The 26,474-nt window shown below is 68.3% G+C and carries 23 protein-coding genes; 11 read left to right on the plus strand and 12 right to left on the minus strand.

Annotation, left to right across the window (positions count from 1 at the left end; genetic code table 11):
• The first annotated feature begins 63 nt into the window (after positions 1–63).
• The 5 genes from queA (at position 64) to JGR78_RS09620 (ending at position 5,426) form a co-directional block, all read left to right on the plus strand.
• Positions 64–1,125 (plus strand): tRNA preQ1(34) S-adenosylmethionine ribosyltransferase-isomerase QueA, encoded by a 1,062-nt coding sequence (gene queA / locus JGR78_RS09600; protein ID WP_182790631.1) that lies wholly within the window; start codon positions 64–66, stop codon positions 1,123–1,125.
• Entirely contained in the window at positions 1,119–2,372 is a 1,254-nt protein-coding gene (locus tag JGR78_RS09605) for an MFS transporter (protein WP_182790632.1), read from the plus strand. The genes queA and JGR78_RS09605 overlap by 7 nt, the downstream gene beginning before the upstream one ends.
• Positions 2,369–2,953, plus strand: a complete 585-nt coding sequence (locus JGR78_RS09610) for a DUF924 family protein (protein WP_182790633.1) — start codon at positions 2,369–2,371, stop codon at positions 2,951–2,953. The genes JGR78_RS09605 and JGR78_RS09610 overlap by 4 nt, the downstream gene beginning before the upstream one ends.
• A gap of 38 nt (positions 2,954–2,991) precedes the next feature.
• Positions 2,992–4,383: a dihydrolipoyl dehydrogenase gene (gene lpdA, locus JGR78_RS09615; protein ID WP_182790634.1), complete on the plus strand. Its 1,392-nt coding sequence runs from the start codon at positions 2,992–2,994 to the stop codon at positions 4,381–4,383.
• A gap of 260 nt (positions 4,384–4,643) precedes the next feature.
• Positions 4,644–5,426: an endo alpha-1,4 polygalactosaminidase gene (locus JGR78_RS09620; RefSeq protein WP_200559280.1), complete on the plus strand. Its 783-nt coding sequence runs from the start codon at positions 4,644–4,646 to the stop codon at positions 5,424–5,426.
• Between the two features lie 261 nt (positions 5,427–5,687).
• On the opposite strand, the gene phoB is transcribed toward JGR78_RS09620, so the two are convergent.
• From phoB to JGR78_RS09665, 9 genes are all read right to left on the minus strand, one after another.
• Positions 5,688–6,377 (minus strand): phosphate regulon transcriptional regulator PhoB, encoded by a 690-nt coding sequence (phoB, locus tag JGR78_RS09625; protein WP_182802915.1) that lies wholly within the window; start codon positions 6,375–6,377, stop codon positions 5,688–5,690.
• 33 nt (positions 6,378–6,410) lie between these two features.
• On the minus strand, positions 6,411–7,145 hold the full coding sequence (gene phoU / locus JGR78_RS09630; protein ID WP_182790839.1) for a phosphate signaling complex protein PhoU: 735 nt from the start codon (positions 7,143–7,145) through the stop codon (positions 6,411–6,413).
• Between the two features lie 12 nt (positions 7,146–7,157).
• Positions 7,158–7,961, minus strand: a complete 804-nt coding sequence (gene pstB, locus JGR78_RS09635) for a phosphate ABC transporter ATP-binding protein PstB (protein ID WP_182802917.1) — start codon at positions 7,959–7,961, stop codon at positions 7,158–7,160.
• A 23-nt stretch (positions 7,962–7,984) separates the two neighbouring features.
• Positions 7,985–9,352 (minus strand): phosphate ABC transporter permease PstA, encoded by a 1,368-nt coding sequence (gene pstA / locus JGR78_RS09640; RefSeq protein WP_182802920.1) that lies wholly within the window; start codon positions 9,350–9,352, stop codon positions 7,985–7,987.
• Complete coding sequence (gene pstC / locus JGR78_RS09645; protein ID WP_182790639.1) at positions 9,349–10,530, minus strand: phosphate ABC transporter permease subunit PstC; 1,182 nt, start codon at positions 10,528–10,530, stop codon at positions 9,349–9,351. Before pstC ends, pstA begins: the two co-directional genes overlap by 4 nt.
• Before the next feature lie 98 nt (positions 10,531–10,628).
• Positions 10,629–11,660, minus strand: a complete 1,032-nt coding sequence (locus tag JGR78_RS09650) for a substrate-binding domain-containing protein (protein WP_182802924.1) — start codon at positions 11,658–11,660, stop codon at positions 10,629–10,631.
• Between the two features lie 224 nt (positions 11,661–11,884).
• Positions 11,885–12,049, minus strand: coding sequence for a YdcH family protein (locus tag JGR78_RS09655; RefSeq protein ID WP_182790641.1), 165 nt, complete (start codon positions 12,047–12,049; stop codon positions 11,885–11,887).
• Positions 12,050–12,115: 66 nt separating this feature from the next.
• Positions 12,116–12,859: a tRNA1(Val) (adenine(37)-N6)-methyltransferase gene (locus JGR78_RS09660; RefSeq protein WP_182802926.1), complete on the minus strand. Its 744-nt coding sequence runs from the start codon at positions 12,857–12,859 to the stop codon at positions 12,116–12,118.
• Positions 12,856–13,062: a DUF2007 domain-containing protein gene (locus JGR78_RS09665; RefSeq protein ID WP_182790643.1), complete on the minus strand. Its 207-nt coding sequence runs from the start codon at positions 13,060–13,062 to the stop codon at positions 12,856–12,858. Before JGR78_RS09665 ends, JGR78_RS09660 begins: the two co-directional genes overlap by 4 nt.
• 73 nt (positions 13,063–13,135) lie before the next feature.
• Here JGR78_RS09665 and JGR78_RS09670 point away from each other — a divergent pair, with 73 nt between their 5' ends.
• Positions 13,136–14,137 (plus strand): polyprenyl synthetase family protein, encoded by a 1,002-nt coding sequence (locus JGR78_RS09670; protein ID WP_182802928.1) that lies wholly within the window; start codon positions 13,136–13,138, stop codon positions 14,135–14,137.
• A gap of 136 nt (positions 14,138–14,273) precedes the next feature.
• Here JGR78_RS09670 and JGR78_RS09675 read toward each other — a convergent pair whose 3' ends face one another.
• Positions 14,274–15,551 (minus strand): ammonium transporter, encoded by a 1,278-nt coding sequence (locus JGR78_RS09675; protein ID WP_234450946.1) that lies wholly within the window; start codon positions 15,549–15,551, stop codon positions 14,274–14,276.
• Positions 15,552–15,941: 390 nt separating this feature from the next.
• Here JGR78_RS09675 and JGR78_RS09680 point away from each other — a divergent pair, with 390 nt between their 5' ends.
• Positions 15,942–18,572, plus strand: coding sequence for a transglycosylase domain-containing protein (locus JGR78_RS09680; RefSeq protein ID WP_182790645.1), 2,631 nt, complete (start codon positions 15,942–15,944; stop codon positions 18,570–18,572).
• A gap of 63 nt (positions 18,573–18,635) precedes the next feature.
• On the opposite strand, the gene JGR78_RS09685 is transcribed toward JGR78_RS09680, so the two are convergent.
• Complete coding sequence (locus tag JGR78_RS09685; RefSeq protein ID WP_182802930.1) at positions 18,636–19,232, minus strand: phospholipid-binding protein MlaC; 597 nt, start codon at positions 19,230–19,232, stop codon at positions 18,636–18,638.
• Complete coding sequence (locus JGR78_RS09690; RefSeq protein WP_182790647.1) at positions 19,222–19,956, minus strand: VacJ family lipoprotein; 735 nt, start codon at positions 19,954–19,956, stop codon at positions 19,222–19,224. Before JGR78_RS09690 ends, JGR78_RS09685 begins: the two co-directional genes overlap by 11 nt.
• A gap of 172 nt (positions 19,957–20,128) precedes the next feature.
• Between JGR78_RS09690 and JGR78_RS09695 the strand changes: the two genes are divergently transcribed.
• The 4 genes from JGR78_RS09695 (at position 20,129) to JGR78_RS09710 (ending at position 26,398) form a co-directional block, all read left to right on the plus strand.
• Positions 20,129–21,874: a type I secretion system permease/ATPase gene (locus JGR78_RS09695; protein ID WP_370576326.1), complete on the plus strand. Its 1,746-nt coding sequence runs from the start codon at positions 20,129–20,131 to the stop codon at positions 21,872–21,874.
• Positions 21,871–23,304, plus strand: coding sequence for an HlyD family type I secretion periplasmic adaptor subunit (locus tag JGR78_RS09700; RefSeq protein WP_182790648.1), 1,434 nt, complete (start codon positions 21,871–21,873; stop codon positions 23,302–23,304). Before JGR78_RS09695 ends, JGR78_RS09700 begins: the two co-directional genes overlap by 4 nt.
• Positions 23,305–23,399: 95 nt before the next feature.
• Positions 23,400–24,773, plus strand: a complete 1,374-nt coding sequence (trkA, locus tag JGR78_RS09705) for a Trk system potassium transporter TrkA (RefSeq protein WP_182790649.1) — start codon at positions 23,400–23,402, stop codon at positions 24,771–24,773.
• Positions 24,773–26,398 (plus strand): potassium transporter TrkG, encoded by a 1,626-nt coding sequence (locus tag JGR78_RS09710; RefSeq protein ID WP_182790650.1) that lies wholly within the window; start codon positions 24,773–24,775, stop codon positions 26,396–26,398. Before trkA ends, JGR78_RS09710 begins: the two co-directional genes overlap by 1 nt.
• Positions 26,399–26,474 lie beyond the last annotated feature (76 nt).

Raw genomic sequence — 26,474 nt, forward strand, 5'->3', positions numbered from 1 at the left:
AAAGGGGCTGGGGACCGCGCGGCCCCTGTTGACCCTGCCCGCGCCCGCGCCGACAAGGCGGTCATGCGCCTGTCCGACTTCGACTTCGACCTGCCCGAGCGGCTGATCGCCACCCGTCCCGCCCGTCCGCGCAGTTCCGCGCGGCTGCTGGTCGCGCGTGGGGATTCCATGACCGACGCACGGGTCAGCGACCTGCCCGGTTTCCTGCGACCGGGCGACCTGCTGGTGCTGAACGACACCCGCGTGATCCCGGCCCGGCTGACCGGCACCCGCACCCGCGATTCCGCCCAGGGCCCCGCCACCGCGCGGATCGAGGTCACACTGCTGGAACCCGCCCCCGGTGGCCAGTGGCAGGCGCTGGCCAAGCCCCTGCGCAAGCTGCGGCAAGGCGAGACCATCCGCTTCGGCGAGGCGCTGTCGGCCCGCGTCGAGGCGATCACGGACGCGGGCCTGACCCTGTCCTTCGACGCGACGGGCGAGGCCTTCGACGCCGCGCTCGCTCAGGTCGGCGCAATGCCCCTGCCCCCCTATATCGCCGCGCTGCGCGCGCCCGATGAACAGGACCGCACCGACTACCAGGCCGTCTGGGCCGAGCGCCCCGGCGCCGTCGCCGCGCCCACCGCGAGCCTGCATTTCGACGAACCGCTGCTGGCGGCGCTGGACAAGATGGGCGTCCAGCGGGTCCATGTCACCCTGCATGTCGGCGCGGGCACCTTCCTGCCCGTCAAGACCGACGACGTGAGCCAGCACCGGATGCACGCCGAGCGCGGCATCGTGACGGAGGAAGCCGCCGCCGCGATCAACGCCGCCAAGATGGAAGGCCGCCGCGTGATCCCCGTCGGCACCACCGCCCTGCGCCTGATCGAATCGGCCGCCGACGCGAAGGGCCGCGTCCGGCCCTTCGACGGGCAGACCGACATTTTCATCCGCCCGGGATACGGCTTCCGGGTCACGGACGGGCTGATGACGAACTTTCACCTGCCCAGGTCCACGCTGATGATGCTGGTGTCCGCCCTGATGGGAACCGACCGCATCCGCGCCATCTACGCCCATGCCGTTCACGAGAACTACAGGTTCTTCAGCTACGGCGACGCCTCCCTGCTGCTGCCCGAGGAATCATGCTGACCGTCCTGCGCTCGACCTGGCCCCTGCTGCTGGGCATTCTGATGCTGATGGTCGGCAACGGGATGCAGGGCACGCTGCTGGGCATCCGCGGGCAGATCGAGGGCATCCCGACCACCCAGATGTCCGTCGTCATGGCGGGCTATTTCGGCGGCTTCGTGCTGGGCAGCCGGATCGTGCCGGGGATGATCCAGCGCGTGGGCCATGTGCGGGTCTTCGCGGCGCTCGCCTCGCTGATCTCGGCGGTGCTGATCGTTTATGCCGCCATCCCGCACTGGATCGCCTGGGCGCTTCTGCGGCTGCTAATCGGCTTCTGCTTCTGCGGGGTCTACATCACTGCCGAAAGCTGGGTGAACGCCAGCGCCGCGAACGAGACGCGCGGCCAGGCCATGTCCACCTATTTCATCGTGCAGATGCTGGGCCTCGTCAGCGGGCAGGTGCTGATGAACGTGGGCGATCCGGGCGGCTGGATGCTGTTCGTCATCCCCTCGGTGCTGGTGTCGGTGGCCTTCACCCCGATCCTGCTGGCGCAGGTCCCCGCGCCCCGTTTCGAGACCATCAAGCCGATGAGCATACGGCAGCTTTACCGCGCCTCGCCGCTGGGCTGCGTCGGCATCTTCCTGATCGGCGGGGTCTTCGCGGCCGTGCTGGGGATGGGCGCGGTCTGGGCGGCGACCATCGGGATGTCCGTGCGCGAGATCTCGGCCTTTGTCGCGGCGATCTGGATCGGCGGGCTTTTCGCGCAATATCCCATCGGCTGGCTGTCGGACCGGCTGGACCGGCGGGTGCTGATCACGGTGCTGGCGGTCTTCGGCACGGGCGTTGCGGCGGTCGTCGCGGCAAGCGAAATCGGCATCTGGGGCTACCTGCTGGCCGCGGCGCTGGTCGGCGGGGTCGCAAACCCGATCTATGCGCTGCTGATCGCCTATACCAACGACTTCCTCGACACCGCGGACATGGCGGCGGCCTCGGCGGGGCTGCTTCTCATCAACGGGATGGGATCGGTCTTCGGGCCGATCCTGACCGGCTGGCTGATGGCCGTCATCGGGCCGGAAGGCTTTTGGGTCTATATCGCCGTCCTGCTGGGGGCGCTGAGCCTTTACGGCGGCTGGCGGATGACGCAGCGCGCCACCCCCGATGTCGACCAGAGCTTTGCGGTCCTGTCGCCCAGCGCCACCACCTTCGCCGTCGAGACCGCGCTGGCCGAGGCCGGCGACAGCACCCCCACATCGCAGGAGAGCACGCCATGACCACCGAAGTCACGCCGGCCGGGATCATCCGCTTCTGGATCGACGAGGTCGGCCCCAAGGGCTGGTACAGCCAGAGCGACGATCTGGACCGGACGGTGCGCGACCGCTTCATGGCCGCCTGGATCGACGCCCCCCGGCTGGCGGCGGAATGGGCGGGCACGGCCGAAGGGACGCTGGCCGCGCTGATCCTGACCGACCAGTTCCCGCGCAACATGTTCCGAAACGACGCGCGGGCCTATTCGACCGACCCATTGGCGCTGCGCATCGCCATCGACGCAATAGACGCAGGCCACGACCTTGCCACTCCCGAACCCGCGCGGCAGTTCTTCTACCTGCCCTTCGAACACAGCGAGCAGCTGCCCGACCAGCAGCGCGCCGTCGAGCTTTTCGCCGAACGGATGCCCGGCGAGAACCAGATCCATGCCGAGATCCACCGAGACACCATCGCCAAGTTCGGCCGCTTCCCTTGGCGCAACGAGGCGCTGGGCCGCATCCCGACCGAGGCCGAGCGGATGGTGATGGAGGCGGGCGGCTACGGCGCGCTGGTTTCGGGCAAGCTGTCGCTTGCCGATCTGCCCTGAGCCTGCAAATCTGATACGACGCCCCGCAGGAGGTTCCGATGGCACAAGATTTCGACGTAGTGGTGATCGGGTCAGGCCCCGGCGGATATGTTTGCGCGATCCGCGCAGCGCAGTTGGGCCTCAAGGTCGCCTGCGTCGAACGCGAGCATCTGGGCGGCATCTGCCTCAACTGGGGCTGCATCCCGACCAAGGCCATGCTGCGCTCGGCCGAGGTGTTCCATCTGTTCGAGCGGGCCAAGGACTTCGGCCTGAAGGCGGGCGAGTTCGGTTATGATCTGGACGCTGTGGTTCAACGCTCGCGCGGGGTCGCCAAGCAGTTGGCGGGCGGCGTTGGGCACCTTCTGAAGAAGAACAAGGTCACAGTGGTGATGGGCGAGGCGAAGCTGACCGCGCCCGGCAAGGTTTCGGTGAAGACCGACAAGGGCGTTGAGGAACTGGCGGCCAAGTCCATCGTGCTGGCAACTGGCGCGCGGGCGCGTGAACTGCCGGGGATGGAAGCCGACGGCGAACTCGTCTGGACCTACAAGCACGCGCTGGTGCCCAAGCGGATGCCGAAAAAGCTGCTGGTGATTGGCTCAGGCGCCATCGGAATCGAGTTCGCCAGCTTCTTCAACACGCTCGGCGCCGACACCACCGTGGTCGAGGTCATGGACCGCGTGCTGCCCGTTGAGGATGCCGAGATCAGCGCCTTTGCGAAAAAGCAGTTCGTCAAGCAGGGCATGAAGATCATGGAGAAATCCACGGTCAGGAAGCTCGACCGCAAGGGCGGGACCGTGACCGCCCATATCGAGGCGGGCGGCAAGACCGAGACGCATGACTTCGACACGGTGATCTCGGCCGTGGGCATCGTCGGCAATGTCGAGGGGCTGGGGCTGGAGGAACTGGGCGTCAGAATCGACCGCACCCATGTCCTGACTGACGAATACTGCCGCACGGGGGTCGAGGGCCTTTACGCCATCGGCGACGTCGCGGGCGCACCCTGGCTGGCCCACAAGGCCAGCCATGAAGGCGTGATGGTGGCGGAACTGATCGCGGGCAAGCACGTGCATCCGGTCAAGCCCTCGAACATCCCCGGCTGCACCTATTGCCAGCCGCAGGTGGCCTCGGTCGGGCTGACCGAGGCCAAGGCCAAGGAACTGGGCCACGAGGTCCGGGTCGGCCGCTTTCCCTTCATGGGCAACGGCAAGGCCATTGCCTTGGGCGAGCCCGACGGCATGGTGAAAACGGTGTTCGACGCCAAGACCGGCGAGCTTCTGGGCGCCCACATGGTCGGTGCGGAAGTAACCGAACTGATCCAGGGCTACACGGTCGGCAAGACGGCGGAACTGACCGAGGAAGACTTCATGCACACCGTCTTCCCGCATCCGACGCTAAGCGAGATGATGCATGAATCGGTGCTGGACGCCTACGGGCGGGTGATCCATTTCTGAAGTTGCCCCGGGTAAGCGAAGGCGCCCCCCTGCTTGCCGCAGCATTCGCTTTCAAGGGATGTGATCCTGCGCCATCACGCGGCGCAGGCTGTCGTCGGCTCGGAGTCACGATGACGGGGAAAGATGCTGTCAGCCGATGTGTTCTGGAACACGCCCACGATGATCCGGCAACAAGACGCATCATGCAGGCAGTTCCCATCCCCTGACGGCGATCGCATCCTGCGGCGGCAGGATCAGGTCAGCAGCCAAGGGACATGCAGATGAGGCTTCCGATCCTCGCCCTGCTGGTCAGCGCTGCGCCGCTGGCGGCAGAGCCGCTCTTGCCTCCTGCGGGAGGGGCCTATGACAGCCAGCTGAGCGGCGCCTATGCGCCGCCGCCGGGCACACGGATCGTCAGCCGCGACCGCAAGGACCCGCCCGCAACCGGGCTTTACAACATCTGTTACGTCAATGCCTTCCAGACCCAGCCGGACGAGACGGCATGGTGGCTTGCAACCCACCCCGGCCTGATCCTGCGCCGCGACGGCCTGCCCGTCGAGGATAGAAACTGGCCGGGCGAGTTGCTGCTGGACACGGGTTCGGCCAGCAAGCGCAAGGCGCTGCTGGTTGTCATGACTCCCTGGCTGCAGGGCTGCGCCGCTGCCGGGTATGACGCCATCGAGGCTGACAATCTCGACAGCTTCTCACGGTCGGGCGGGCTGCTCACGGCGGCCGACAATCTCGATTTCGCCCGCATGTTGAATGAACGGGCGGCTGCGCTGGGCCTTGCCTCGGGGCAGAAGAACGCGGTCGAACTGGGAAGGGCGGGCCGTGCAGCGGGCTTCGGCTTTGCCATTGCCGAATCCTGCGAGGTCTTCGGGGAATGCGACAGCTATGCGGAGGTCTATGGTCCGCGTGTGCTCGAAATCGAATATACCGACACGCCCCGAGCGGCTTTCGAACGCGCTTGCCGCGAACGGGGCCGGACCGGATCGGTCGTGCTGCGCGACCGGGAACTGGCTCCGGCAGGCGCGCCGGGCCATCATCACGAGACCTGCCGCTGAATCTTCGCTTAGGCTTCTCGGCAGCCCGTGCACGCGGACTGCCCTCGTTGCGTCGAGCGGCGGAGCGACGTGCCCTTCTTACGGCTACCGCTCGCTGTCTCGCTGCCGCCCGGACGACACCGCCGCTGGCAGACAGGCCATCCACGCGCCGCCGCAAGAGGTCCAGCCATCCTGCAAAGGGTGCGCGGCTTTCCTCTCCAGCAATGCCGCCGAAGACCGGCGATCATGCAGCTTTCCTTCAGGCCCGGGACCGCCCCCGTCTCACCCCAGCGCATACCCCGTCCCGCGCACGGTCCGCACCGGGTTCGTCCCGCCGTTCGCCATCAGCGCCTTGCGCAGCCGGCCTACGTGGACGTCGATGGTGCGGCTGTCCACGTAGATGTCGCGGCCCCAGACGCGGTCCAGCAACTGCTCGCGGGTCCAGACGCGGCCAGGACGTTCCATCAGCGTGGACAGCAGGCGGAACTCGGTCGGGCCGAGGTGCAGGGGCTGACCTGCGCGGAAGACGCGGTGTTCACCGGAATCAAGCAAGATGTCCTCGAAGCTGAGGCGCTCGCCCATGGTCGTGGGGCGGGTACGGCGCAACTGGGTGCGGACGCGGGCCATCAGTTCGACCACGGAATAAGGCTTCACCACATAGTCGTCGGCACCGGTTTCCAGGCCGCGGACGCGATCGCCCTCGTCGGAACGGGCAGACAGCATGATGATGGGGATGTGACGGGTGCCGGGGTCGGCCTTGACGCGGCGGCAGATCTCGATCCCCGAGACATTGGGCAGCATCCAGTCCAGCACCATCAGGTCGGGCGCTTCCTCGGAGACCAGCAGCATGGCCTCGTCGCCGGTCTCGGCCTCGACCACGCGGAAGCCCTCGGATTCGAGGTTGTAGGTCAGGACCTCGCGCTGGGCGCCCTCGTCTTCGACCAGAAGGACACAGGGTTGCTGAACACTCATCTCGGACTCCTTTCGCCTTGGGTGGCTTGCGCGTCAGCCCCACCTGCCGGGGGTGGCGGGATCGACCGGCTCGGTTGTGACGTTGTCGCCCTTGGGGCGGGGATCCTCGGGCAGCTCGCCCGAGACGAGATACAGCACCTGCTCGGCGATCGAGGTCGCGTGGTCGCCCATGCGCTCGATGTTCTTGGCGATGAAATGCAGGTGCATGCAGGTCGTGATGTTGCGCGGGTCCTCCATCATGTGGGTCAGGAACTCGCGGAAGAGCGCGTTGTACATCTGGTCGACCTCGAGGTCGCGGGCGCGCACGTCGGCGGCCAGCGCCGCGTCGCGCTGGACATAGCTGTCCAAAGCGTCGCGCAGCATCTCCTCGACCGTGGTGGCCATCCGGCGCAGCGACAAGCCGCTGCCGGGGATCACCGGCAGCTGCGACAGCTGATTGGTGCGCTTGGCGATGTTCTTGGCATAGTCGCCCACCCGTTCCAGCGCGGCCGCGATCTTGATGACCGACAGCACCAGCCGCAGGTCGGTCGCGGTGGGCGCCCGCAGCGCGATCAGGCGGGCGGCGGATTCGTTGATCTGCGCCTCGAGCTGGTCGATGGCGCGGTCGCGGCGGCGGATTTCCTCGGCCAGTTCCTCGTCGCGGGTTTCCAGCGCGTGGCCGGCTTCGGAAATCGCCGCCTCGACCATGCCGCCCATGCGCATGACCTCGGCCTGGATGCTTTCCAGGTCGCGGTCGAAGGCCGAAAGGATATGCTTGTCCCTGTGCATCATGCCCCCTTCTCAGCCGATCCGGCCGCTGATGTAGCTTTCCGTCCGCGGATCGCGCGGGCGGGTGAAGATGTCGTCGGTGTCGGCGTATTCGACCAGGTTCCCCAGGTGGAAGAACGCCGTCTTCTGGCTGACGCGGGCGGCCTGCTGCATCGAGTGGGTGACGATCACCACCGAGAAGGTCGCGCGCAGCTCGTCGATCAGTTCCTCGACCTGCGCCGTGGCGATGGGGTCCAGCGCCGAGCAGGGCTCGTCCATCAGCAGCACCTCGGGGGCGGTAGCGACGGCGCGGGCGATGCACAACCGCTGCTGCTGACCGCCCGAGAGGCCGGTTCCGCCTTCCTGCAGGCGGTCCTTGACCTCGTTCCACAGGGCGGCGCCGCGCAGGGCCTTTTCAACGATCTCGTCCAGTTCGGCCCGGTTGCGGGCCAGCCCGTGGATGCGGGGGCCGTAGGCCACGTTGTCATAGATCGACTTGGGGAAGGGGTTCGGCTTCTGGAACACCATGCCGACGCGGGCGCGGAGCTGGACCGGGTCCACGCGGCGGTCATAGATGTCCTCGCCGTCCAGCAGCATCCGGCCCTCGACGCGCGCCACGCTGATCGTGTCGTTCATCCGGTTCAGGCAGCGCAGGAAGGTGGACTTGCCGCAGCCCGAAGGGCCGATGAAGGCCGTCACCGTCTTGTCCAGCAGGTCGACGCTGACGTCCTTGATGGCGTGCTTGTCGCCATAGAAGACCTGCACGTCCTTGCACTGGAACTTGATCTCCCGCGCGTCGATGTCCACCGTTCGCTCCGCCAATCGCATGTCGTTCATGATGTGGTCCTTTGTTCCGGGACTTACCAGCGGCGCTCGAACTTGCGGCGCAGGGTGATGGCCAGAAGGTTCATCGCCAGCAGGAAGACCAGCAGCACGATGATCGCGCCCGAAGCCCGTTCGAAGAAGGCGGGGTCCGCGCGCTGGGTCCAGTTGAAGACCTGCACCGGCAGGGCCGAGGCGGGCTCGAAGAAGCCTTCCGGCGGGGCAGAGGGGTAGGTGGTGACAAAGGCCACCATGCCGATCAGCAGCAAGGGCGCGGTTTCGCCCAGCGCCTGCGCCAGCCCGAGGATGGTGCCGGTCAGGATGCCCGGCATTGCCAGCGGCAGGACATGGTGGAACATCGTCTGCATCCGCGAGGCCCCGACCCCCAGCGCCGCGTCCCGGATGGAGGGCGGCACCGCCTTCAACGCCGCGCGGGTCGAGATGATGATCGTGGGCAGCGTCATCAGCGTCAGCACCAGCCCGCCGACGATGGGCGCCGAACGCGGCAGGCCCATGAAGTTGATGAAGGCCGCAAGGCCGAGGATGCCGAAGACGATCGAGGGCACCGCGGCGAGATTCGAGATGTTGACCTCGATCGCGTCGGTGAGCCGGTTCTTCGGCGCGAACTCTTCCAGATAGATCGAGGCCGCGACGCCGATGGGCAGCGCCAGCACCAGCACGATCAGCATCATGTAGAACGATCCCAGGATCGCGACGCCCAGGCCCGCGGCCTCGGGCCGGTTGTCCGAACTGTCGGTCGAGGTGATGAAGTCCCAGTTGAACTGCGTGCGCAGATCGCCCCGCTCCTGCAGCCCCATGGCGAGGTCATATTGCGCGACCGAAGTCTTGGCGTCGATGGCGGCGGATTCGCGGGTGACGCGGCCCTTGAACATCCCGTCCACGCGGGACGAGGTCATGGCAGGCACCTCGACCACGCTGCCGACCAGATCGGGGTTCGCCAGCACCGCGTCACGCAGATCGGCGCGCGCCTGCGACGAGAAGAAGCTGGAAAGGTCGCGGTCGCCCAGCCCCTCGACCTCGATGCCGTTCTGCTCGACATAGGCGGCAAGCGAGTTTTCCAGCAGCTTGCCGTAGCCCATCGTCAGGACCTTCTGCATCTCGGCCGGATCGCGGTTGCCGGCCGGATCGACCACTTCGGCCTCGATGGCGACGGGGATGCGGGCATAGGTCTGGAAGAAGGCGCTGCTGCCGTCGCGGAAGATTGTGAACAGCAGGAACATCAGCGCGGCCATGGCGATCGCGATGGCGATCACGCCATAGGCGCGGAACCGCCTTTCCGCTGCGTTGCGGCGTTTTGTGCGTGCGTCCTCGACCAGCAGCGACTTGCGGGCGGGCGCGGCAGGCGGGCTCACCGGCCGGGGCGGCTGCGAGGCGGCGTCGGTCATTCGTACTGCTCCCGGTATTTCCGCACGATGTAGAGGGCGAGCACATTCAGCCCCAGCGTCATGACGAACAGCGTCAGGCCAAGGGCAAAGGCCACCAGCGTCTCGGGGCTGGCAAAATCGTTGTCGCCGGTCAGCTGGCCCACGATCTTGACGGTGATGGTGGTCATCGCCTCGAAGGGGTTGAGGTCCATCCGGGCCATCGCGCCCGCGCCGAGGACGACGATCATCGTCTCGCCGATGGCGCGGGACGCGGCCAGCAGCACCGCGCCGACGATGCCCGGCAGGGCGGCGGGGACCACCACCTGGCGGATGGTTTCGGAGGGTGTCGAGCCCAGCGCCAATGACCCGTCCCGCAGCGACTGCGGCACGGCGTTGATGATGTCGTCGGACAGTGAACTGACGAAGGGGATCAGCATCATCCCCATCACCAGCCCCGCCGTCATCACCGATGAGCCGCTGTTGCCCAGCCCCAGCGGCTGCGCGATCCAGTCCCGCAGCAGGGGGCCGACCGTGACCAGCGCGAAAAGGCCGTAGACGATGGTGGGGATGCCGGCCAGCACCTCGATGGCGGGCTTCACGACGGACCGGACGCGGGGCGTCGCGTATTCCGACATGTAGATGGCCGCATAAAGGCCGATCGGCACCGCGACCAGCAGGGCGATGAACGAAATGTAGAGCGTGCCCCACAGCAGCGGCAGCATCCCCAGCCGGGACCCGCCGCCGAAGCTGGGCGTCCATTCCGTGCCGAAGAAAAAGTCCTGCCAGGGATACATCTGGAAGAAGCGCGCCGATTCGAAGACCAGCGACAGCACGATCCCGACGGTTGTCGCGATGGCGATCAGCGAGCAGACGATCAGGATGCCGCGGACGATCCGTTCGACCGCGTCGCGGGCACGGAACTCGGGCGCGACCCGCGACAGCGAAAAGGCAAGCCCTGCGAGGGCAAGGGCCAGTGCGGCCCACATCAGCCAGCCCGGCCCCTCGAGGAAGCGCGCCACCGCCAGCAGCAGCAGGGCGGGAATCGCGGTGAACAGCACGACGTTCCAGCCGTGATAGGTGGGGCGCGAATGCAGCACGCGGGTGTTGCCTTCGACCATACGGATCGAGCGGCTTCGTCCCAGCAGGAAGCCTGCTGTGGCTAGGGCAAGGACGGCGATCATTATCCAGAAGGGCGGCATCGGACCTCGGGCTCGCGGCGGAAAACCGGCTGGGCAGCCGTGATGATCGTGAAGGGGGCGGGCCGTCGGCGGCCCGCCCGTGCAGCGTCAGGCGGGGCTCAGTTGGCGCCCATCACCGTTTCACCGGCGACGGCCTGCTGGACGGTGGCCAGTTCCGGGTCTGGCACCAGACCGTATTCGGACAACGGGCCGCCGGGACCGGCGATGGCGTCCGAGACGAAGAACTCGGCGTATTCCTTCAGGCCGGGGATCACGCCGATGTGGGCCTTCTTGACGTAGAAGAACAGCGGGCGCGACACCGGGTATTCGCCCGAGGCGACGGTTTCGACCGAAGGCGAGACGCCGTTGATGGTGGCGACCTTCAGCTTGTCGGTGTTGTTCTCGTAAAAGGACAGGCCGAAGATGCCGATGCCGTTGGGGTTGCTGCCGATGCGGGCCAGCGTTTCGGTGTAGTCGCCGTCGATGTCGACCGAGCGGCCATCGGTGCGCAGCGTGACGCAGGCCTCCTCGGCGGTGTCCTCGTCGGACATGGCGGTCATCGCTTCCAACGCGCCAGATTCCTCGCAGCCGGCGGCCATGACCTTCTCTTCGAACACTTCACGGGTGCCGTGCTTGGTGCCGGGGACGTAGACGGTGATTTCCTGCGTGGGCAGGCCTGGGTTCACGTCGGCCCAGGTGGTGGCGGGGTTGGCCGCCATCTGGCCGTCGACGACGACCTGGGCGGCCAGCGCCTTGTAGACATCGGCGGGCGTCAGCACGAAATCCGGGCCGCTGATCGACGAGGCGAAGACGATGCCGTCATAGCCGAACTGCACTTCCATGATGTCGGTGACGCCGTTTGCCTGGCACTCGGCCAGTTCGGCCTCGCGGATCGGGCGCGAGGCATTGGCGATGTCCAGCGTGTTCTCGCCCACACCGGCGCAGAACTGCTTGAGACCGGCGCCGGTGCCGCCACCTTCGACGACGGGGGCGGTGAAATCCATGTTCTCGGCGAAGGCTTCAGCCACGATCGTCGAATAGGGCAGGACGGTGGACGAACCCGCGACCTGGATCTGGTCGCGTGCGGCGGCCGCCGTGGCCGAGACAGCCAGGATTGCGAGGGCCGAGGCAGAGAATTTCATGGTGTTCATTGGCAGCTCCTGCGGTGTGGGCCATGAAGGCCTGCAACCGGTTAGACCCCTTGCATGTCAGTCATGTGACAGAAATACGGCATCGGCGTGAAGTGCCTATGCGCCAGACGCATGACGGACGTGATCAGGCGCTGCCCCCGATTCGCCGAAAACGAAAGGGACCGGCGCTTCCGCCGATCCCGAAACATGCCGGTCAAGCGGCCCGATGGTGGCCGGTCGCGGCGTCACTGGGTAAGACGCTCGATCTCCTCCTTCAACCGCAGTTTCTCTTTCTTCATGGTCGAGATGCTGAGGTCGTCCGTCCCCGGCGCCCGCTGGGCGCGTTCGACTTCGTCCGAGAGAACCTGGTGTTTCCTGCGCAGTTCCGCGACATGCGACTGAACCGACATTCTTTTACTCCTTCTCTGGGGTCGAGAAGGGCAGTGCAGCACGATTCGCCCGCACTGTCACGCCGCTCATGAAGGTTTGATGTCGATGGCGGCCCCGTGCCGCAGCACTGCCTGCGCGGCGGGCGTCAGGTCCTCTGCGTCCCGCTCATGCGCCGGTTTTCCGTGCAGGACGAAGGGCGAAAGCAGCCGCAGCGGACCCCGCGCGCCCTTGCAGGCCGAGACGATCACCCGGCCGGCTTCGCGGCCCTGCCGGGGGGCGACGGGCAGGATGGCAGCCGCCCCCGCCCGACCGGAAAGGGCGGCCAGAATCCGGTCCAGCGCCTCGGCCCGGTGGATCAGCGTCAGCCGGCCGCCGGGGGCCAGCCGGCGCAGCCCCGCGTCGATCCAGGCTTCCAGCGGCGTATCCTCGTGCCGCGCATGGGCGCGGCTGTCGTCGGGGGCGCGGGTGCCCGCGGCGAAGAAGGGCGGGTTGGCGATGACATGGTCGAAGAGCTCGGCCCGCAGCCCGGCTGGCATGGCGGCAAGATCGCCCGTGACGATCCGCGCCGCAATGCCCGTGGCAGCGGCATTGTGCAGCGCGAGTTCCGCAAGCGCCTCCTGCCGCTCCAGCCCGGACAGGGCCACGCCCGGCACCCGCGCGCCCAGGCAGAACAGCGCGGCCCCTGCCCCGCAGCCCAGTTCCAGCACCCTCTGGACCGGCTGCGCGGGACAGGCGGCGGCCAGCATCACCGCGTCCGCCCCCGCGCGATAGCCCCGCGCGGGCTGCCGCAGCAGAAGCCGCCCGCCCAGAAAGGCGTCGTCGCGCGTCATTCCAGCCCGTGGTCCCGCAGGATCGCCGCGGCCATGAAGTGATCGCGGTCCACCACCATCAGCCGGCGCGGCAGGATGCCGATCGAGCCTTCCAGCACGCTCATGTGCTGATCGAACTGGAAGGCCATGATTCCCTCGGCCGCCAGCAGATCGGCGGCCCGGACCATGGTCAGCGGATCGGTAGTGCGCAGGACTTCCCTCATCGCCGCCACGCTATGGCGCGGTTGCGAAACTGTCCACGACATGGCAAGGGGCGCGACGAAAAGGGGTGCTCTCATGGGTGTGAACGAAACCGTGGCGAAACCGCTGGACCTCCTGGCCGCACTGCTGGCCGAGGACATGAGGGCGGTGGACGCCCTGATCCGCAGCCGGATGGAAAGCCGCCACGCCCCGCGCATCCCCGAGGTCACGGCACATCTGGTCGGCGCCGGCGGCAAGCGCCTGCGGCCCCTTCTGACCATCGCCGCTGCCCGCTTGCTGGGATATCAGGGCACGCATCACCAGTTGCTGGCCGCGACGGTCGAGTTCATCCACACCGCGACCCTGCTGCATGACGACGTGGTGGACGAAAGCCGCCAGCGCCGGGGCCGTCCGACCGCGAACCTTCTGTGGGACAACAAGTCGAGCGTTCTGGTCGGCGACTATCTTTTCGCCCGCAGCTTCCAGTTGATGACCGAGACGGGCAACATGCGGGTCATGTCGATCCTGTCCAACGCCTCGGCCGTGATCGCCGAGGGCGAGGTGCTGCAACTGACCGCCGCGCAGGACCTGAAGACCGACGAGGACATCTACCTGCAGGTCGTCCGCGGCAAGACCGCCGCGCTGTTTTCGGCCGCGACCGAGGTCGGCAGCGTGATCGCGGGCGGCACCGATGCGCAGGTGCAGGCGCTTTACGATTACGGCGACGCGCTGGGGATCGCCTTCCAGATCGTCGATGACATCCTCGATTACAGCGGCACGGCCGAGGTCATCGGGAAAAATATCGGTGACGACTTCCGCGAGCGCAAGCTGACGCTGCCGGTCATCAAGGCGGTGACCAAGGCCGACACCGGGGAACGCGCCTTCTGGCAGCGCACCATCGAAAAGGGCGACCAGCGGGACGGCGACCTTGAGCAGGCGCTGTCGATCCTGGCCCGGCACGGCGCCATCGAGGCGGCGCGGGCCGATGCGCTGGACTGGGCCGCGCGCGGGCGCAAGGCGCTGCAGGCGCTGCCGGAGGGAGAGATCCGCGGGCTGTTGGCGGAACTCGCGGATTTCGTGGTCGCGCGGGTGGCGTGAAGATGGGGGCTTTGCCCCCGGCCTTCGGCATGAATGGGTCCCACCCCCATTCATCCCAGGATATTTGAACGAAGAAGAACCCGCTCATGAGAAAGGCCCGGCACGGCGACCGGGCCTTGTCGGTTGGCAGTCTGCCTCAGTTATAGGCGTTCTCGCCGTGGGTCGTCAGGTCGAGGCCCTGCCGCTCGTCACTGGCCGAGACGCGCAGGCCGATGGTCATGCGGATCAGATGGGCGGCGGCAAAGGACACCGCGCCCGACCAGGCGATGCAGAGGATGACGCCCAGCGCCTGCACCCAGACCTGCGGACCCATCGCATAGCCCTCCAGCCCCGTGCCGCCCAGCGAGGGCGCGACGAAGACCCCGGTCAGGATGGCGCCCACGATGCCGCCCACGCCGTGGATGCCGAAGACGTCAAGGCTGTCGTCGATCCCGATGCGCCGCTTCAGCGAGACCACCACCCAGAGGCAGGCAAGCCCTGCCACGATCCCGATCGCGATCGCGCCCATCGGACCCACGAAGCCCGCCGCCGGGGTGATCCCGACCAGCCCCGCGATGGCGCCCGAGACCCCGCCCAGCAGCGAGGGATGCCCGCGCATGACCCACTCGCCCCCGGCCCAGGCCAGCGCCGCCGCCGAGGTCGCCACGACCGTGTTGATGATGGCCAGCGCCGTCAGCCCGTTGGCTTCGAGGTTGGACCCTGCGTTGAAGCCGAACCAGCCGATCCACAGCAGGCAGCCGCCGATCATCGTCATGGAAAGGTTGTGCGGCGCCATCGGCTCGCGCCCATAGCCGAGGCGCGGCCCCGCGACCATCGCCGCGACCAGCCCGGCCACGCCCGCATTGATGTGGATGACGGTGCCGCCCGCGAAGTCCAGCGCGCCATGGGCGAACAGGTATCCGCCGCTCCACCAGACCATGTGGGCCATCGGCAGGTAGGACAGGAAGAACCAGATCGTGACAAAGGCGAGGATGGCGGGGAACTTCAGCCGCTCGGCCGTGGCCCCGACGATCAGCGCGGGCGCGATGCAGGCAAAGGCCATCTGGAAGGCCACAAAGGCGTATTCCGGGATCTGGACGCCCGCCGTGAAGGTGTCGACCAGCGAACCCGGGGTGACGCCGGCCAGGAAGGCCTTGCCCAGACCGCCGATGAAGGGGGTCAGCGGGCCTGCCGCATCCCCCTCGGCCCCGGTGAAGGCCAGCGAATAACCGGCGACGACCCAGAGGATCGACATGATCGCGAAGACCGACAGCACCTGCATCAGCACCGACAGCACGTTTCGCGACCGCACCAGCCCGCCGTAGAACAGCGCGAGTCCCGGCAGCGTCATCATCATCACCAGCACCGCCGAGATCATCACCCAGGCCGTGTCGCCCTTGTCCATCACGGGCGCAACCTGTGCCAGGACGGGCATCGCGCTGGCGGCCAGGAAGGCCAGAGCAAGCGCCGCGCCGGTGGTGCATGGTTTGCGGAAGGCTCTTGTTCCATGGCCCGCAGGCCGTGCGCTCGAAAGGGGTAAGATCTGGCTCATCGGCATGTCCTCGTCGCTTGCGGCAGGCCATTGCGCCGGCCCGCCCATGAGCCCGATCACGCGGCAACTGCCCGTTCCGCGTCCAGCAGCAGGCGGATTTCGGCCGGCATCAGGCGGGTTCTGCCCGCCATTCCGGCAGATTTTGCGGAAAATGCGCGATAAAACGGCAGGTCACGTCTGGGTGCGCAGGCCCAGGCGCCGTGTTCTCAAGCGAGGGCAACTGCTATATGTGGGCGGACGAAAAGGCCGGGAAACGGCCCATTGGATGCAGGCATGAAGAAACCCGACAAGCCCCGGCGCCTTGCCGCCGACCGGCGCTATGCCGCCCCCTCTGACGCACAGGCGCCCTCGGGCGGCGGGCTGCCGCCGCAGCAGGCGCAGCGCCGCGCCCCGCCCAAGCGTCCGGCCCGGCGCGGCAACTTCGTCACACGCGGCGTTGCCGGCACGGTGTCGCTGTTCTGGCGCGTTGTCTGGGGCTCGTTCTGGCGGACGGGCGCGACGCTTGCACTGATCCTCGGGCTGACGGTCGCCTATTACTATTCCACCCTGCCCGACCCGCAGGCACTGTTCGACGGACGCGCCCGCGGATCAGTCACGATGCTGGACCGCGACGGCCGCGTCTTCGCCTGGCGCGGGGAAACCTACAACACCACTAGCGGCGACCAGATCGCGCCGGTGCTGCGCAACGCCGTGGTCGCGACCGAGGACAAGCGTTTCTTCAGCCACCTCGGGGTGGACCCGCGCGGCATCGCCAGCGCCATTCGCATCAACATGTCCGAAGGCCGAGGCCCGCTTGAAGGCAACGGCGGCTCGACCATTACCCAGCAGGTGTCGAAGCTTCTGTGCCTCGGCGAAGAATTCGACCCCATCAAGTGGAAGTCCGAGGCCGAATACGAGGCCGACTGCCGCAAGTCCTCGCTGTGGCGCAAGGTCAAGGAAGTCCCCTACAGCTTGGCGATGGAAGCCCGGTATTCCAAGGACGACATCCTCAACATCTACATGAACCGCAGCTACCTGGGCGCCGGCGCCCGCGGCTTCGAGGCGGCGGCGCAGCGCTATTTCGGCAAGTCCGCGGCCGAGGTGAACGCGGCCGAGGCGGCGATGCTGGCCGGCCTGCTGAAGGCGCCCAGCTATTTCGCGCCGACTTCGAACCTGCAACGTTCGCAGGACCGGGCGAACCTGATCCTCGGCCTGATGCACGAACAGGGCTACCTGGACGACGTGCAGCTGACCGAGGCCCGCGCGAACCCCGCCGTCCTGTCGCGTGCAGCCGCTGCCCGTGCAGGCGGCTACTTCGCCGACTGGGTGATGGAATCCGGCCCCGGATTTCTGACCTCGGAAACGACCGAGGACGTGACCATTACCACCACCTTCGACCAGACCGTGCAACGGCAGGCCGAACGGGCGCTGAAGCGCATCTTCGACGAGAAGGTGAAGGACGGCTCCAAGGCGCAGGCGGCGGTCGTCGTGATGTCGGCGGACGGGGCAGTGCGGGCGATGATCGGAGGGCGGGAAACCACCACGGTCGGCACCTTCAATCGCGCGACCCAGGCCAAGCGGCAGACCGGCTCGGCCTTCAAGCCCTTTGTCTTCGCGGCGGCGCTGGACCAAGGCTATTCGCCCAACGATACGATCCTGGACGCGCCGATCACAATTCACATCAAGGGCTCGAAGCCCTGGACGCCCAAGAACTATACCCGCAACCACATGGGCGAGATCACCCTGACCACGGCGATATCGAAGTCGATCAACACCTCGACCATCCGCCTGCAGGAAGCCGTGGGCCGCGACAACGTCCGCCGGGTGGCACGGGACTTCGGCTTTGCCAATGACATCATGGCCAGCCCCTCGATGGGCCTCGGCGTCGCGGAAACCACGCTGCTGGAGATGACCGGGGCCTATGCGGGTATCCGCAACGGGGGCACGGCGGTGCGCCCCTATGGCCTGATCGAACTGCGGATCAAGGGCAACGACAATCCGCTGATCGGGCAGATCGGCGGCATGGGCCAGCGGGTGATTTCTCCCAAGGCCGCGTCCGAGCTGATCTGGATGATGCAGCAGGCGGTGGAAAACGGCACCGGCGGCCGCGCCAAGCTGCCGGGGCGCGAGGTGGCGGGCAAGACCGGGACGACCTCGTCCTATCGGGACGCATGGTTCATCGGCTTCACCGAGCAGTATGTGACCGGCGTCTGGATGGGCTATGATGACAACACGCCGCTGCAGGGCGTGACCGGCGGCGGCCTGCCGGCCGAGATCTGGCAGGCGGTGATGGCCGAGATCCACGAGGGTCTGCCCGCCAATCCACTGGGTGTGATCGCGCCTGACGGCGCGGGCAACCTGATCGTGGCCAGCGACATCGTTTCGGCCGATGCCGACGACCCGCTGGCCGCCGCGCTGGCGCAGGCGGTGGCAGCGGCGCAGCCGGTGGACGGCCGCGTGGCCGATGTGGCCCTGCCCGGCGATGCGACGGGGATGCCGGTCGATGCCGCGCCGATCGTCACGACCTCGCCCGACGGCAGCGTGGACCCGCTGGCCGCCGCCTTGGCCGAGGCGATGGGACAGCCCGAGCCCGCGCCCGAGCCGGTGTTCTTCGCCGAACCCGCGCCCTCGGCACCGCCGCCTGCCCCGGTTCCGGCCCCCGTGCCGGTCCGGTCCGGCCCGATCACCGAAGCGGGGGACAACCCGGCTCCGCCGTCCGAGCCTGCCCCTTCGCCGCCGCCACGCACCGCGGCCGCAACGGTCAGCAGTTCGGACCGGCCGTCCGGCGCCCCCGGCAATGTCGCCATCGAGGCCGCGGTCGCGGAAGCAGGCGCCTCGCCGCCCGCCCCTGCCGATCTGGCAAGCGACGCATCAGCCGACGATGCGCTGATGCAGGCGTTGCGGGGCATTCCCGGGCTGAACTGATCCGGCCCCTGTACATGGAAAAGCCTCGTCGCTGCGGGGCTTTTCCTTTTCGGTCGGGAAACCTCAGCCCAGTTGCCGCAGGTCCTTGATCAGCGCGTCCATGTCGCCGCGGCGGCGGGCCAGCATGGCGCCGATCTCCTCACGTTCCGAGGCCAGCATGTTCACGCCCTCGATGATCAGGTTGAAGAAGCGCGGCTGCCCGGTCTTGTCCGAAATGTGCCACTCGACTTCCATCGGGCTGCGGCCGTTCAGATAGGCCGTCGAGCTGACCGCCCAGAAGGACTTGAGCGGCCGAGCCGCCCCCACCTCGATGCGCGAGCCGAGGAATTCCTGAAAGCGCCGGCCGTATTTGCGGGCGATATAGCCCGTCATCGCCTCGCGGTACTCGCGGAAGTTCGCGGCCTCCATCTGCCGCGCCGCCGGTCCCAGCGCCGAGCGGGCAATGGCGTCGATGTCGGCGCGCTTGGCGAAGATCGTCTCGAAGGCCGCGAAAAGCTGCGCCGGCGGCTGGCCCGAGTTGACCACCGCCAGCACCTCGTCCACCGCGCGGCGGATCGAGGCCGAGGCCTCATGCGCGGTCATCGCCTGCGCCGGCGTCACGGCCATCGCGCCGCCCATCGCAAGAAGTCCCAGGAACCCGCGTCGGGTGCTATTCGGCATATGGGTCAATGGCGTCCTCTTCCTGCTTCAGCTCGTAGCGGCGGTGCTGCGTGTAAAGCAGCCGCGTCTGGGCGTAACTGTCGGCACTTTCATGCAGGACCGAGTCCACCGTCGAGCCGAATCGCCCTCGCTCACCGGCTTTTGAGACGACCCGCGCCGCCGTTCCCGCCAGCTTCTGCTCGTCGGTCAGGACGTTGTCCAAGGGATCGATCAGCAGGAAATCGACGACCTTGCCGGCAAGGTCGCGCTGATTCGACGGCCCCAGCAGCGGCAGTTCCAGATAGGCGCCGGCGGGCACGCCCCAGACATGCAGCGTCTCGCCGAAGTCGGTGTCGATCTCGGGCAGACCGAATCCTTCGCCTGCCGGATCGAGGATTCCCCCGACTCCCACCGTGCTGTTGACCGCGAAGCGAAAGCCGTTGTGGATCGCCGGTCCCGGCCGGCCCTGCAGCAGGCTGTTGACCACCTTGCCGGGCAGCGACAGGTTGGCGCCGAAGTTTCCAACCATTTCAATCGGACCGGGGGGCCGGGTTTCTAATTCGGGCCGGGGCGCTGCGTCCCTTGGCATGGCCCCTGCCACCGGTCGCAGCACCCTGGCGTCCAGCGCCTTGTTGAAGGCATGGACCCGGCGGTTCATCGGTTCGTAAGGATCGGGGATCCCGCCCGGCGGGGCGGCGGCGCAGCCGGCAAGACACAGGGCCAGCGTGACCAGGGCTGCGCGCATCAATCTCTCCTTAATATCCATCGGCGAAGCTTGGCTCATCAAGGATGGGATTCGCGGGCCGGACCTGTCTGAACGGTTCGGAACGGGATAGACAGCGCGCCTTGCGCCGGCAACGGTGGTTGGTGCAACGGGGTAAATGGCGGCTGTTCGCCGCGCATGGACAGGACAGGTGATGGTCCGGACGACATCTGCAATGCATGACGGGTATGCCGAACTGCGCGCGGCGCGCGGCGGCAATCTGGGGCTGGTCGCGGCGGTGGCCGTGTTCTCGGTCGCGGTGAACCTGCTCAACCTGACCGGCCCGCTGTTCATGATGCAGGTCTATGACCGGGTGCTGGGCAGCGGCTCGGTCCCGACGCTGGTGGCGCTGTTCGGGCTGGTGGCGTTCCTGTTCCTGATGATGGGACTGATCGACCTCGCCCGCGGCCGGGTCATGGCCCGCGTGGCAATGCGCTTTCAGGAGCGTATCCAGAACCGGGTCTTTCAGGCGGCGCTGGCCGAGGGGGCGGTGACAGGGCAGACGGCCTCGGCCCAGGCGGGGCTGCGCGACCTTGAGGCGGTGCGGCAGATGATGGGTTCGCCGGTGCTGATGGCGCTGTTCGACCTGCCCTGGGCTCCGGTCTTTCTGGCGGGGCTTTACCTCTTCCATCCGGTCATGGGGATCGTGGCGACGCTGGGGGCCGTGATCCTGGTGATCATCACCTGGCTGAACCAGTCGATGACCCGCCGGCCGCTGCAGCAGGCGATGGCCGCGGGCCAGACCGCCGACCGCGCTGCCGATCTTTATCGGGACGAGGGCGAGTTGATCGGCGCCATGGGGATGCGCGGGGCGGCCTTCGGCCGGTGGCGCCGCTTCCGCGACCGCTCGGCCGAGGCGACCATCGCGGGCAGCGACCGGGGCCTGGGCTTCTCGGTGTTCTCCAAGACCTTCCGGCTGTTCCTGCAATCGGCGCTGCTGGCAGCGGGCGCCTGGCTGGTGCTGCGGCAGGAACTGACGCCGGGCGCGATGATCGCGAGTTCCATCCTGATGGGTCGGGTGCTGGCGCCGGTGGAACAGATCGTCGGCGGCTGGGCGTCGGTCCAGCGGGCGGTGGACGGCTGGAAGCGGTTGGGCGAACTGCTTTCGCGCCGCCCGCCGCAGCCGCAGCGCACGCCCCTGCCGCGCCCTGCCGCGCGGCTGGATGTCTCGAACCTGACGGTGGTGCCGCCGGGACAGAACGCGGCCACCCTGCGGGGCGTCAGCTTCACGCTGGAACCCGGCCAGGCGCTGGGGGTGATCGGGCCATCGGGCGCGGGAAAGTCGACTTTGGCGCGGGCGCTGATCGGGGCATGGCCCGCGGCGGGCGGCTCGATCCGGCTGGATGGCGCGACGCTGGAACAATACGACCCGGACGTGCTGGGCGCGCTGATCGGCTACCTGCCGCAGCAGGTCACGCTGTTCGACGGCACCATCGCCGAGAACATCGCCCGCCTGTCGGAACGCCCGGACCCCGACGCGATCGTTCGCGCCGCGACGGCGGCCGCGGCGCACAAGATGATTCTCGACCTGCCGCAGGGCTATGACACGCCGCTGTCGCAGGCGGGCGGGCGGCTTTCGGGCGGGCAGATCCAGCGCGTCGGCCTTGCCCGCGCCCTTTACGGCGAGCCGGTGCTGTTCGTCCTGGACGAGCCGAACTCGAACCTCGACAACGAGGGGTCAGAGGCGCTGAATCTCGCCATCCGCTCGATCAAGGCGCGGGGCGGCGCGGTCATCATCATGGCCCACCGCCCGGCCGCCATCGCGGAATGCGAGATGCTGCTGGTGATGGAACAAGGGATGCGCCGCGCCTTCGGGCCGCGCGACGAGGTGTTGCGCTCGACCGTCCGCAACGCCGAAACGATCACCCGCACCCGAGGCGCGGGCGGAGGTGTGACATGACCCGTAAACCCGCGAAGGCGGCCGGCCCCGCCCGCATCGGCGTCGCGCCCGTCGGCACCATCGAGGATGCCGGGCCCCGCCGCGCTGCGCGCCCTTCCGCGCCGCCGCCCCCCGCCCCCGCTCCGCCGCGCCCTGAGGGGAACAACTGGTCGGCGCGCGGGGCGCTGATCCTGGGACTGGCGGCCATGATCCTGCTGGTCGGGGGCTTCGGCGGCTGGTCCGTGGCCTCGCGCATCGCCGGCGCCGTGGTCGCGCCCGGCCAGGTCGAGGTGGAACAGCACCGCCAGGTCGTCCAGCACCTCGAAGGCGGCGTGGTCGAGGCGATCCCCGTGCGCGAGGGTCAGACCGTCGAAGCGGGCGAGGTGCTGATCCGTCTTGACGGCACCCTGCTGCGAACGGAACTGGCCATCGTCGAGGGCCAGTATTTCGAGATTCTCGCCCGCCGCGGCCGGCTGGAGGCCGAGCGCGCCGACAACCCCGAGATCACCTTCCCCGAGGAACTGGTGCAGATTTCCGCCACCCGGCCCGATGTCGCGGCGATGATGCAGGGGCAGACCCAGCTTTTCCAAAGCCGGCTGGACACGCTCAGGCAATCCACCGATCAGCTTGACCAGCAGGCCCAGCAGGTCCGCAACCAGATCGAGGGCATCGACGCGCAGATCGCCGCACTGCGCATCCAGCGCGACCTGATCCAGGAAGAACTGACCGACCAGCAGAGCCTTTTCGATCGGGGTCTGGCGCAGGCAACGCGCGTGCTGTCGCTGGAACGCGAGGCCGCACGGCTGGACGGGCAACTGGGCGAGACGCAGGCGATGCGTGCCCAGGGCGAGACGCGCCTGACCGAGATCGGCATCACCCGGCTGAAAGAGGCCGCCGAGCGCCGCGAGACCGCCGAAACCGAGCTGCGCGACATGGGCTACCGCGAACTGGAACTGGCCGAACGCAGGCGCTCGCTGGCCGAGCAGATCGCGCGGCTGGACATCCGGGCGCCGGTGTCGGGCATCGTCCACCAGTTGCAGGTGACGACCCCGCGCGCAGTGATCCGGCCCGCCGACCCGGTGCTTTACCTGATCCCGCAGGATCGCCCGCTGGTGATCGCGGCCCGCATCCCCCCCATCAACATCGACGAGGTGTCCGTGGGGCAGGACGTGGTGCTGCGCTTCTCGGCCTTCTCCAGCCGCACGACGCCCGAGATTCACGGCACGCTGAACCGCGTCTCGGCCGATGCCGTGACCGATCAGGCGACGCAGATGCAGTATTACCGCGCCGAGGTGACGATCCCGCCCGCCGAAAGCGACAAGCTGGGCGATCTGTCCCTGATCCCAGGGATGCCGGTCGAGGTCTATATCCAGACCGGCGAGCGCAGCCCGCTCGCCTACCTGATGAAGCCGCTGAGCGACTATTTCACCCGCGCCTTCCGCGAGGAATAGCACAGGCCAGCAACCGGGGCGCACAACGCTTCCCATTGCCGGGCGAACCGCCGGGGCCTATGGCTGCAAGCTGACGTTCACCGCGGGACAGGCTCATGCGGATCATCATCTGCGGTGCTGGACAGGTCGGCTGGCAGATCGCGCGGCAGCTTTCGGGCGAGCGACACGACGTCGTGCTGATCGACCGCGACGAGCGGCTGATCCAGCAGGTCAACGACGCGCTGGACGTGCGGGGCATTGCCGGCCACGCCAGCCACCCCGACGTGCTGGACAGCGCCGGGGCCGCCGACTGCGACCTGCTGATCGCCGCCACCGCCAGCGACGAGGTCAACATCGTGTCGTGCGAGATCGCGGCGGCGCTGTTTTCCGTCCCCCGCCGAATCGCCCGGCTGCGGGCGCCGGCCTACATGCGGCCTGAATATGCCGATCTCTACCAGGCGCAGAACCTGTCCATCGACGTGGTCATCAGCCCCGAACAGGAGGTCGCCGCCGCGGCGCTCTCGCGGCTGGACGCGCCGACGACATTCGACACGGAAACCTTCATGGACGGGCGCGTGAGGCTGCTCGCCATGGCGCTGACGGACAACTGCCCGATCCTGAACACGCCGCTCAGGCATCTGGACCAGACCTTCTGGGGCTTGCGCGCCGTCGTGGTCGGGCTGCGGCGCGGCGGCCGGTTCTTCGCGCCCGAGCCGTATGACCAGTTGCACGCGGGCGACCGCGCCTATGTGGTCACGCCCGAGGAGGACGTGGCCCGCACCCTCGACATCTTCGGCCTGCCCGCGCGCCCGATCCGCCGGGTCGTCCTGATCGGCGCGGGCAACATCGGCCGCGCCGTGGCCCATGTTCTGGACAACAGCCCCGAGGTCACGCTGCGGCTGATCGAGGCCGACCGCGAGCGAGCCGAGGTCGCGGCCGAGCGGCTGCGCCGCGCGGTCGTGCTGCACGGCGACGGCATGTCGATCGACCTGATGGCCGAGGCGGGGGTGCCAAAGGCCGACGCGGTGCTGACGCTGACCGCCAACGACCATGTCAACATCCTTGCCGCCGTTCGGGCGCGGCAAGCGGGCGCTGGCATGGTGGTGGCTCTGATCAACGACCCCTCGCTGCTGCCCCTGGCCTCATCCCTCGGGATCGACGCCCAGATCAGCCCGCGTGCCGTCACCGTGTCGAGCATCCTGCGTCACATCCGCCGCGGTCGAGTCCGCGACGTCTATGCCTTGGGCGATGCCGAGGCCGAACTGATCGAGGCGCAGGTGCTGCCCGGCTCTCCGCTCGCCGGACAGGCGGTGCGCGACCTCGAACTGCCGAAAGGGGCGCTGATCGCCGCCATCGAGAAGCCCGGCGCGCTGCTGAAGCCGCGGCCCGACACCCGGCTGGACCCCGGCGACCTGGTGCTGATCTTTGCGCTGTCGGGCGACATCGAGGAGGTCGAGCGTCTGCTGCAGGTCTCGGCCGACTGGTTCTGATGGGCTGGCTAGCCCGCCTGCCCGTGCTGGTCATCGCCGGGCTGGCCGTTGGGCTGGCGATGCTGATTCCCGCCGCCCATGCCGAGGCCATCGGCGACCGCCGCATCGCCGCCATCTTCGCAGGCTCGGCCGCGGGCGCGCTGGTGCTGGGCGCGATGCTGGCGCTGGCGACGGCCGCCACGCCCGCCTCCGCGCCCTCGCGCGGGGTGCTGGGCACGCTTCTCGGCGTCTATGCCGGGCTGCCGCTGGTCTGCGCCTTCCCCTTTGCCCTGGTCATGCCCGACACCGGCCTGTTCAACGCCTGGTGGGAGATGCTGTCCTGCCTGACCACCACCGGCGCCACGCTTTATGCGGCCGACCTGGTAGCCCCGACGCTGCACCTGTGGCGCGGCCTCGTGGGCTGGCTGGGCGGGCTGTTCATCCTTGTCGCCGCGATCGCCCTTATGGCGCCGGTGCGCGTGGGCGGGTTCGAGATCATGGACCGCGCCACCGGCGCGGATGAACGGTTCGAGCGGCTGGGCGGCGGCTCCGGGCTGCCCCCGGACCGGGACCATGCCGCCCATCTCGGCGACCCGGCCTTGCGGCTGATCCGCTGGGGCCTTGCCATTGCGCCGCTTTACGCGGGTGCGACCGGGGCGCTGTGGCTGGGGCTGATGATGACCGGGGACCATGCGCTGAACGCGCTGATCCGCGCCATGGGGACCCTGTCCACCAGCGGCGTCGGCCTTGACGCGCGGCCCGTCGGCGCCAGCGGCGGCATGGCGGCCGAGGCGCTGGTCGCCGCCTTCATGCTGACCGCCCTGACCCGCCGCGCCTGGCCGGGCGGGGGCGAGTTGCAGGTCACCCGCCGCTTGCGCCACGATCCCGAGTTGCGCGTCGCCGCAGGACTGGTGGCGCTGGTGATGCTGACGCTGGTGCTGCGCCCTTTCATCGGCGCCTTCCTGGAAGACGTCCAGCCGGTGACCACGCCCGAGCCGGCGGCCCCGAACCTTGCCGGCGGGTTGGCCCGCGCGGCCGGGGCCGCCTGGGGCAGCCTGTTCACGGCGCTGTCGTTCCTGACCACGACCGGCTGGACCTCGATGCACTGGGAAGGGGCGCGGGCCTGGGCGGGGCTGTCGGCGCCGGGGCTGATGCTGGCGGGTCTGGCCATCATGGGGGGCGGCGTCGCCACCACCGCAGGGGGCGTCAAGCTGCTGCGGGTCTTTGCGCTGGCGCTGCATGCAAGGCGCGAACTGGACAAGATCGTCCACCCCGCCTCGGTCGCGGGCGGCAGTCCCGTGATCCGGCGGCTGAGGGGTCCGGGAGCCTACCTGTCCTTCATCTTTTTCATGGTTTTCGCACTGTCCGTCGTGCTGACCATCGCGCTGGTGTCATTGCGGCCCGTTGCCTTCGAGACGGCGACGATCCTCAGCGTCGCCGCCCTGACCAATACCGGCCATCTGGCCGAGGCGATCCCGCTGACCCCCGTTTTCGACGGCAGCGCCGGGATCGCGGGGGCGCCCTGGCAGGGCTGGGCCGGGCTTGCCCCCTTCACCAAGGCCGTGCTTGCGGCAGCCATGGTGGCCGGGCGGCTCGAGATGCTGGCGATTCTCGCCCTGCTGACTCCCGGCGCCTGGCAGCGCTGACAGGAGAAGATGCCCCAAGGGTTGCGGAAGAACATCGCCCCTTGCCTGCCCGGCTGGCCTTGAACCGGACTTGGGG

Source organism: Paracoccus sp. MC1862 (assembly GCF_016617715.1).
Classification (GTDB): domain Bacteria; phylum Pseudomonadota; class Alphaproteobacteria; order Rhodobacterales; family Rhodobacteraceae; genus Paracoccus.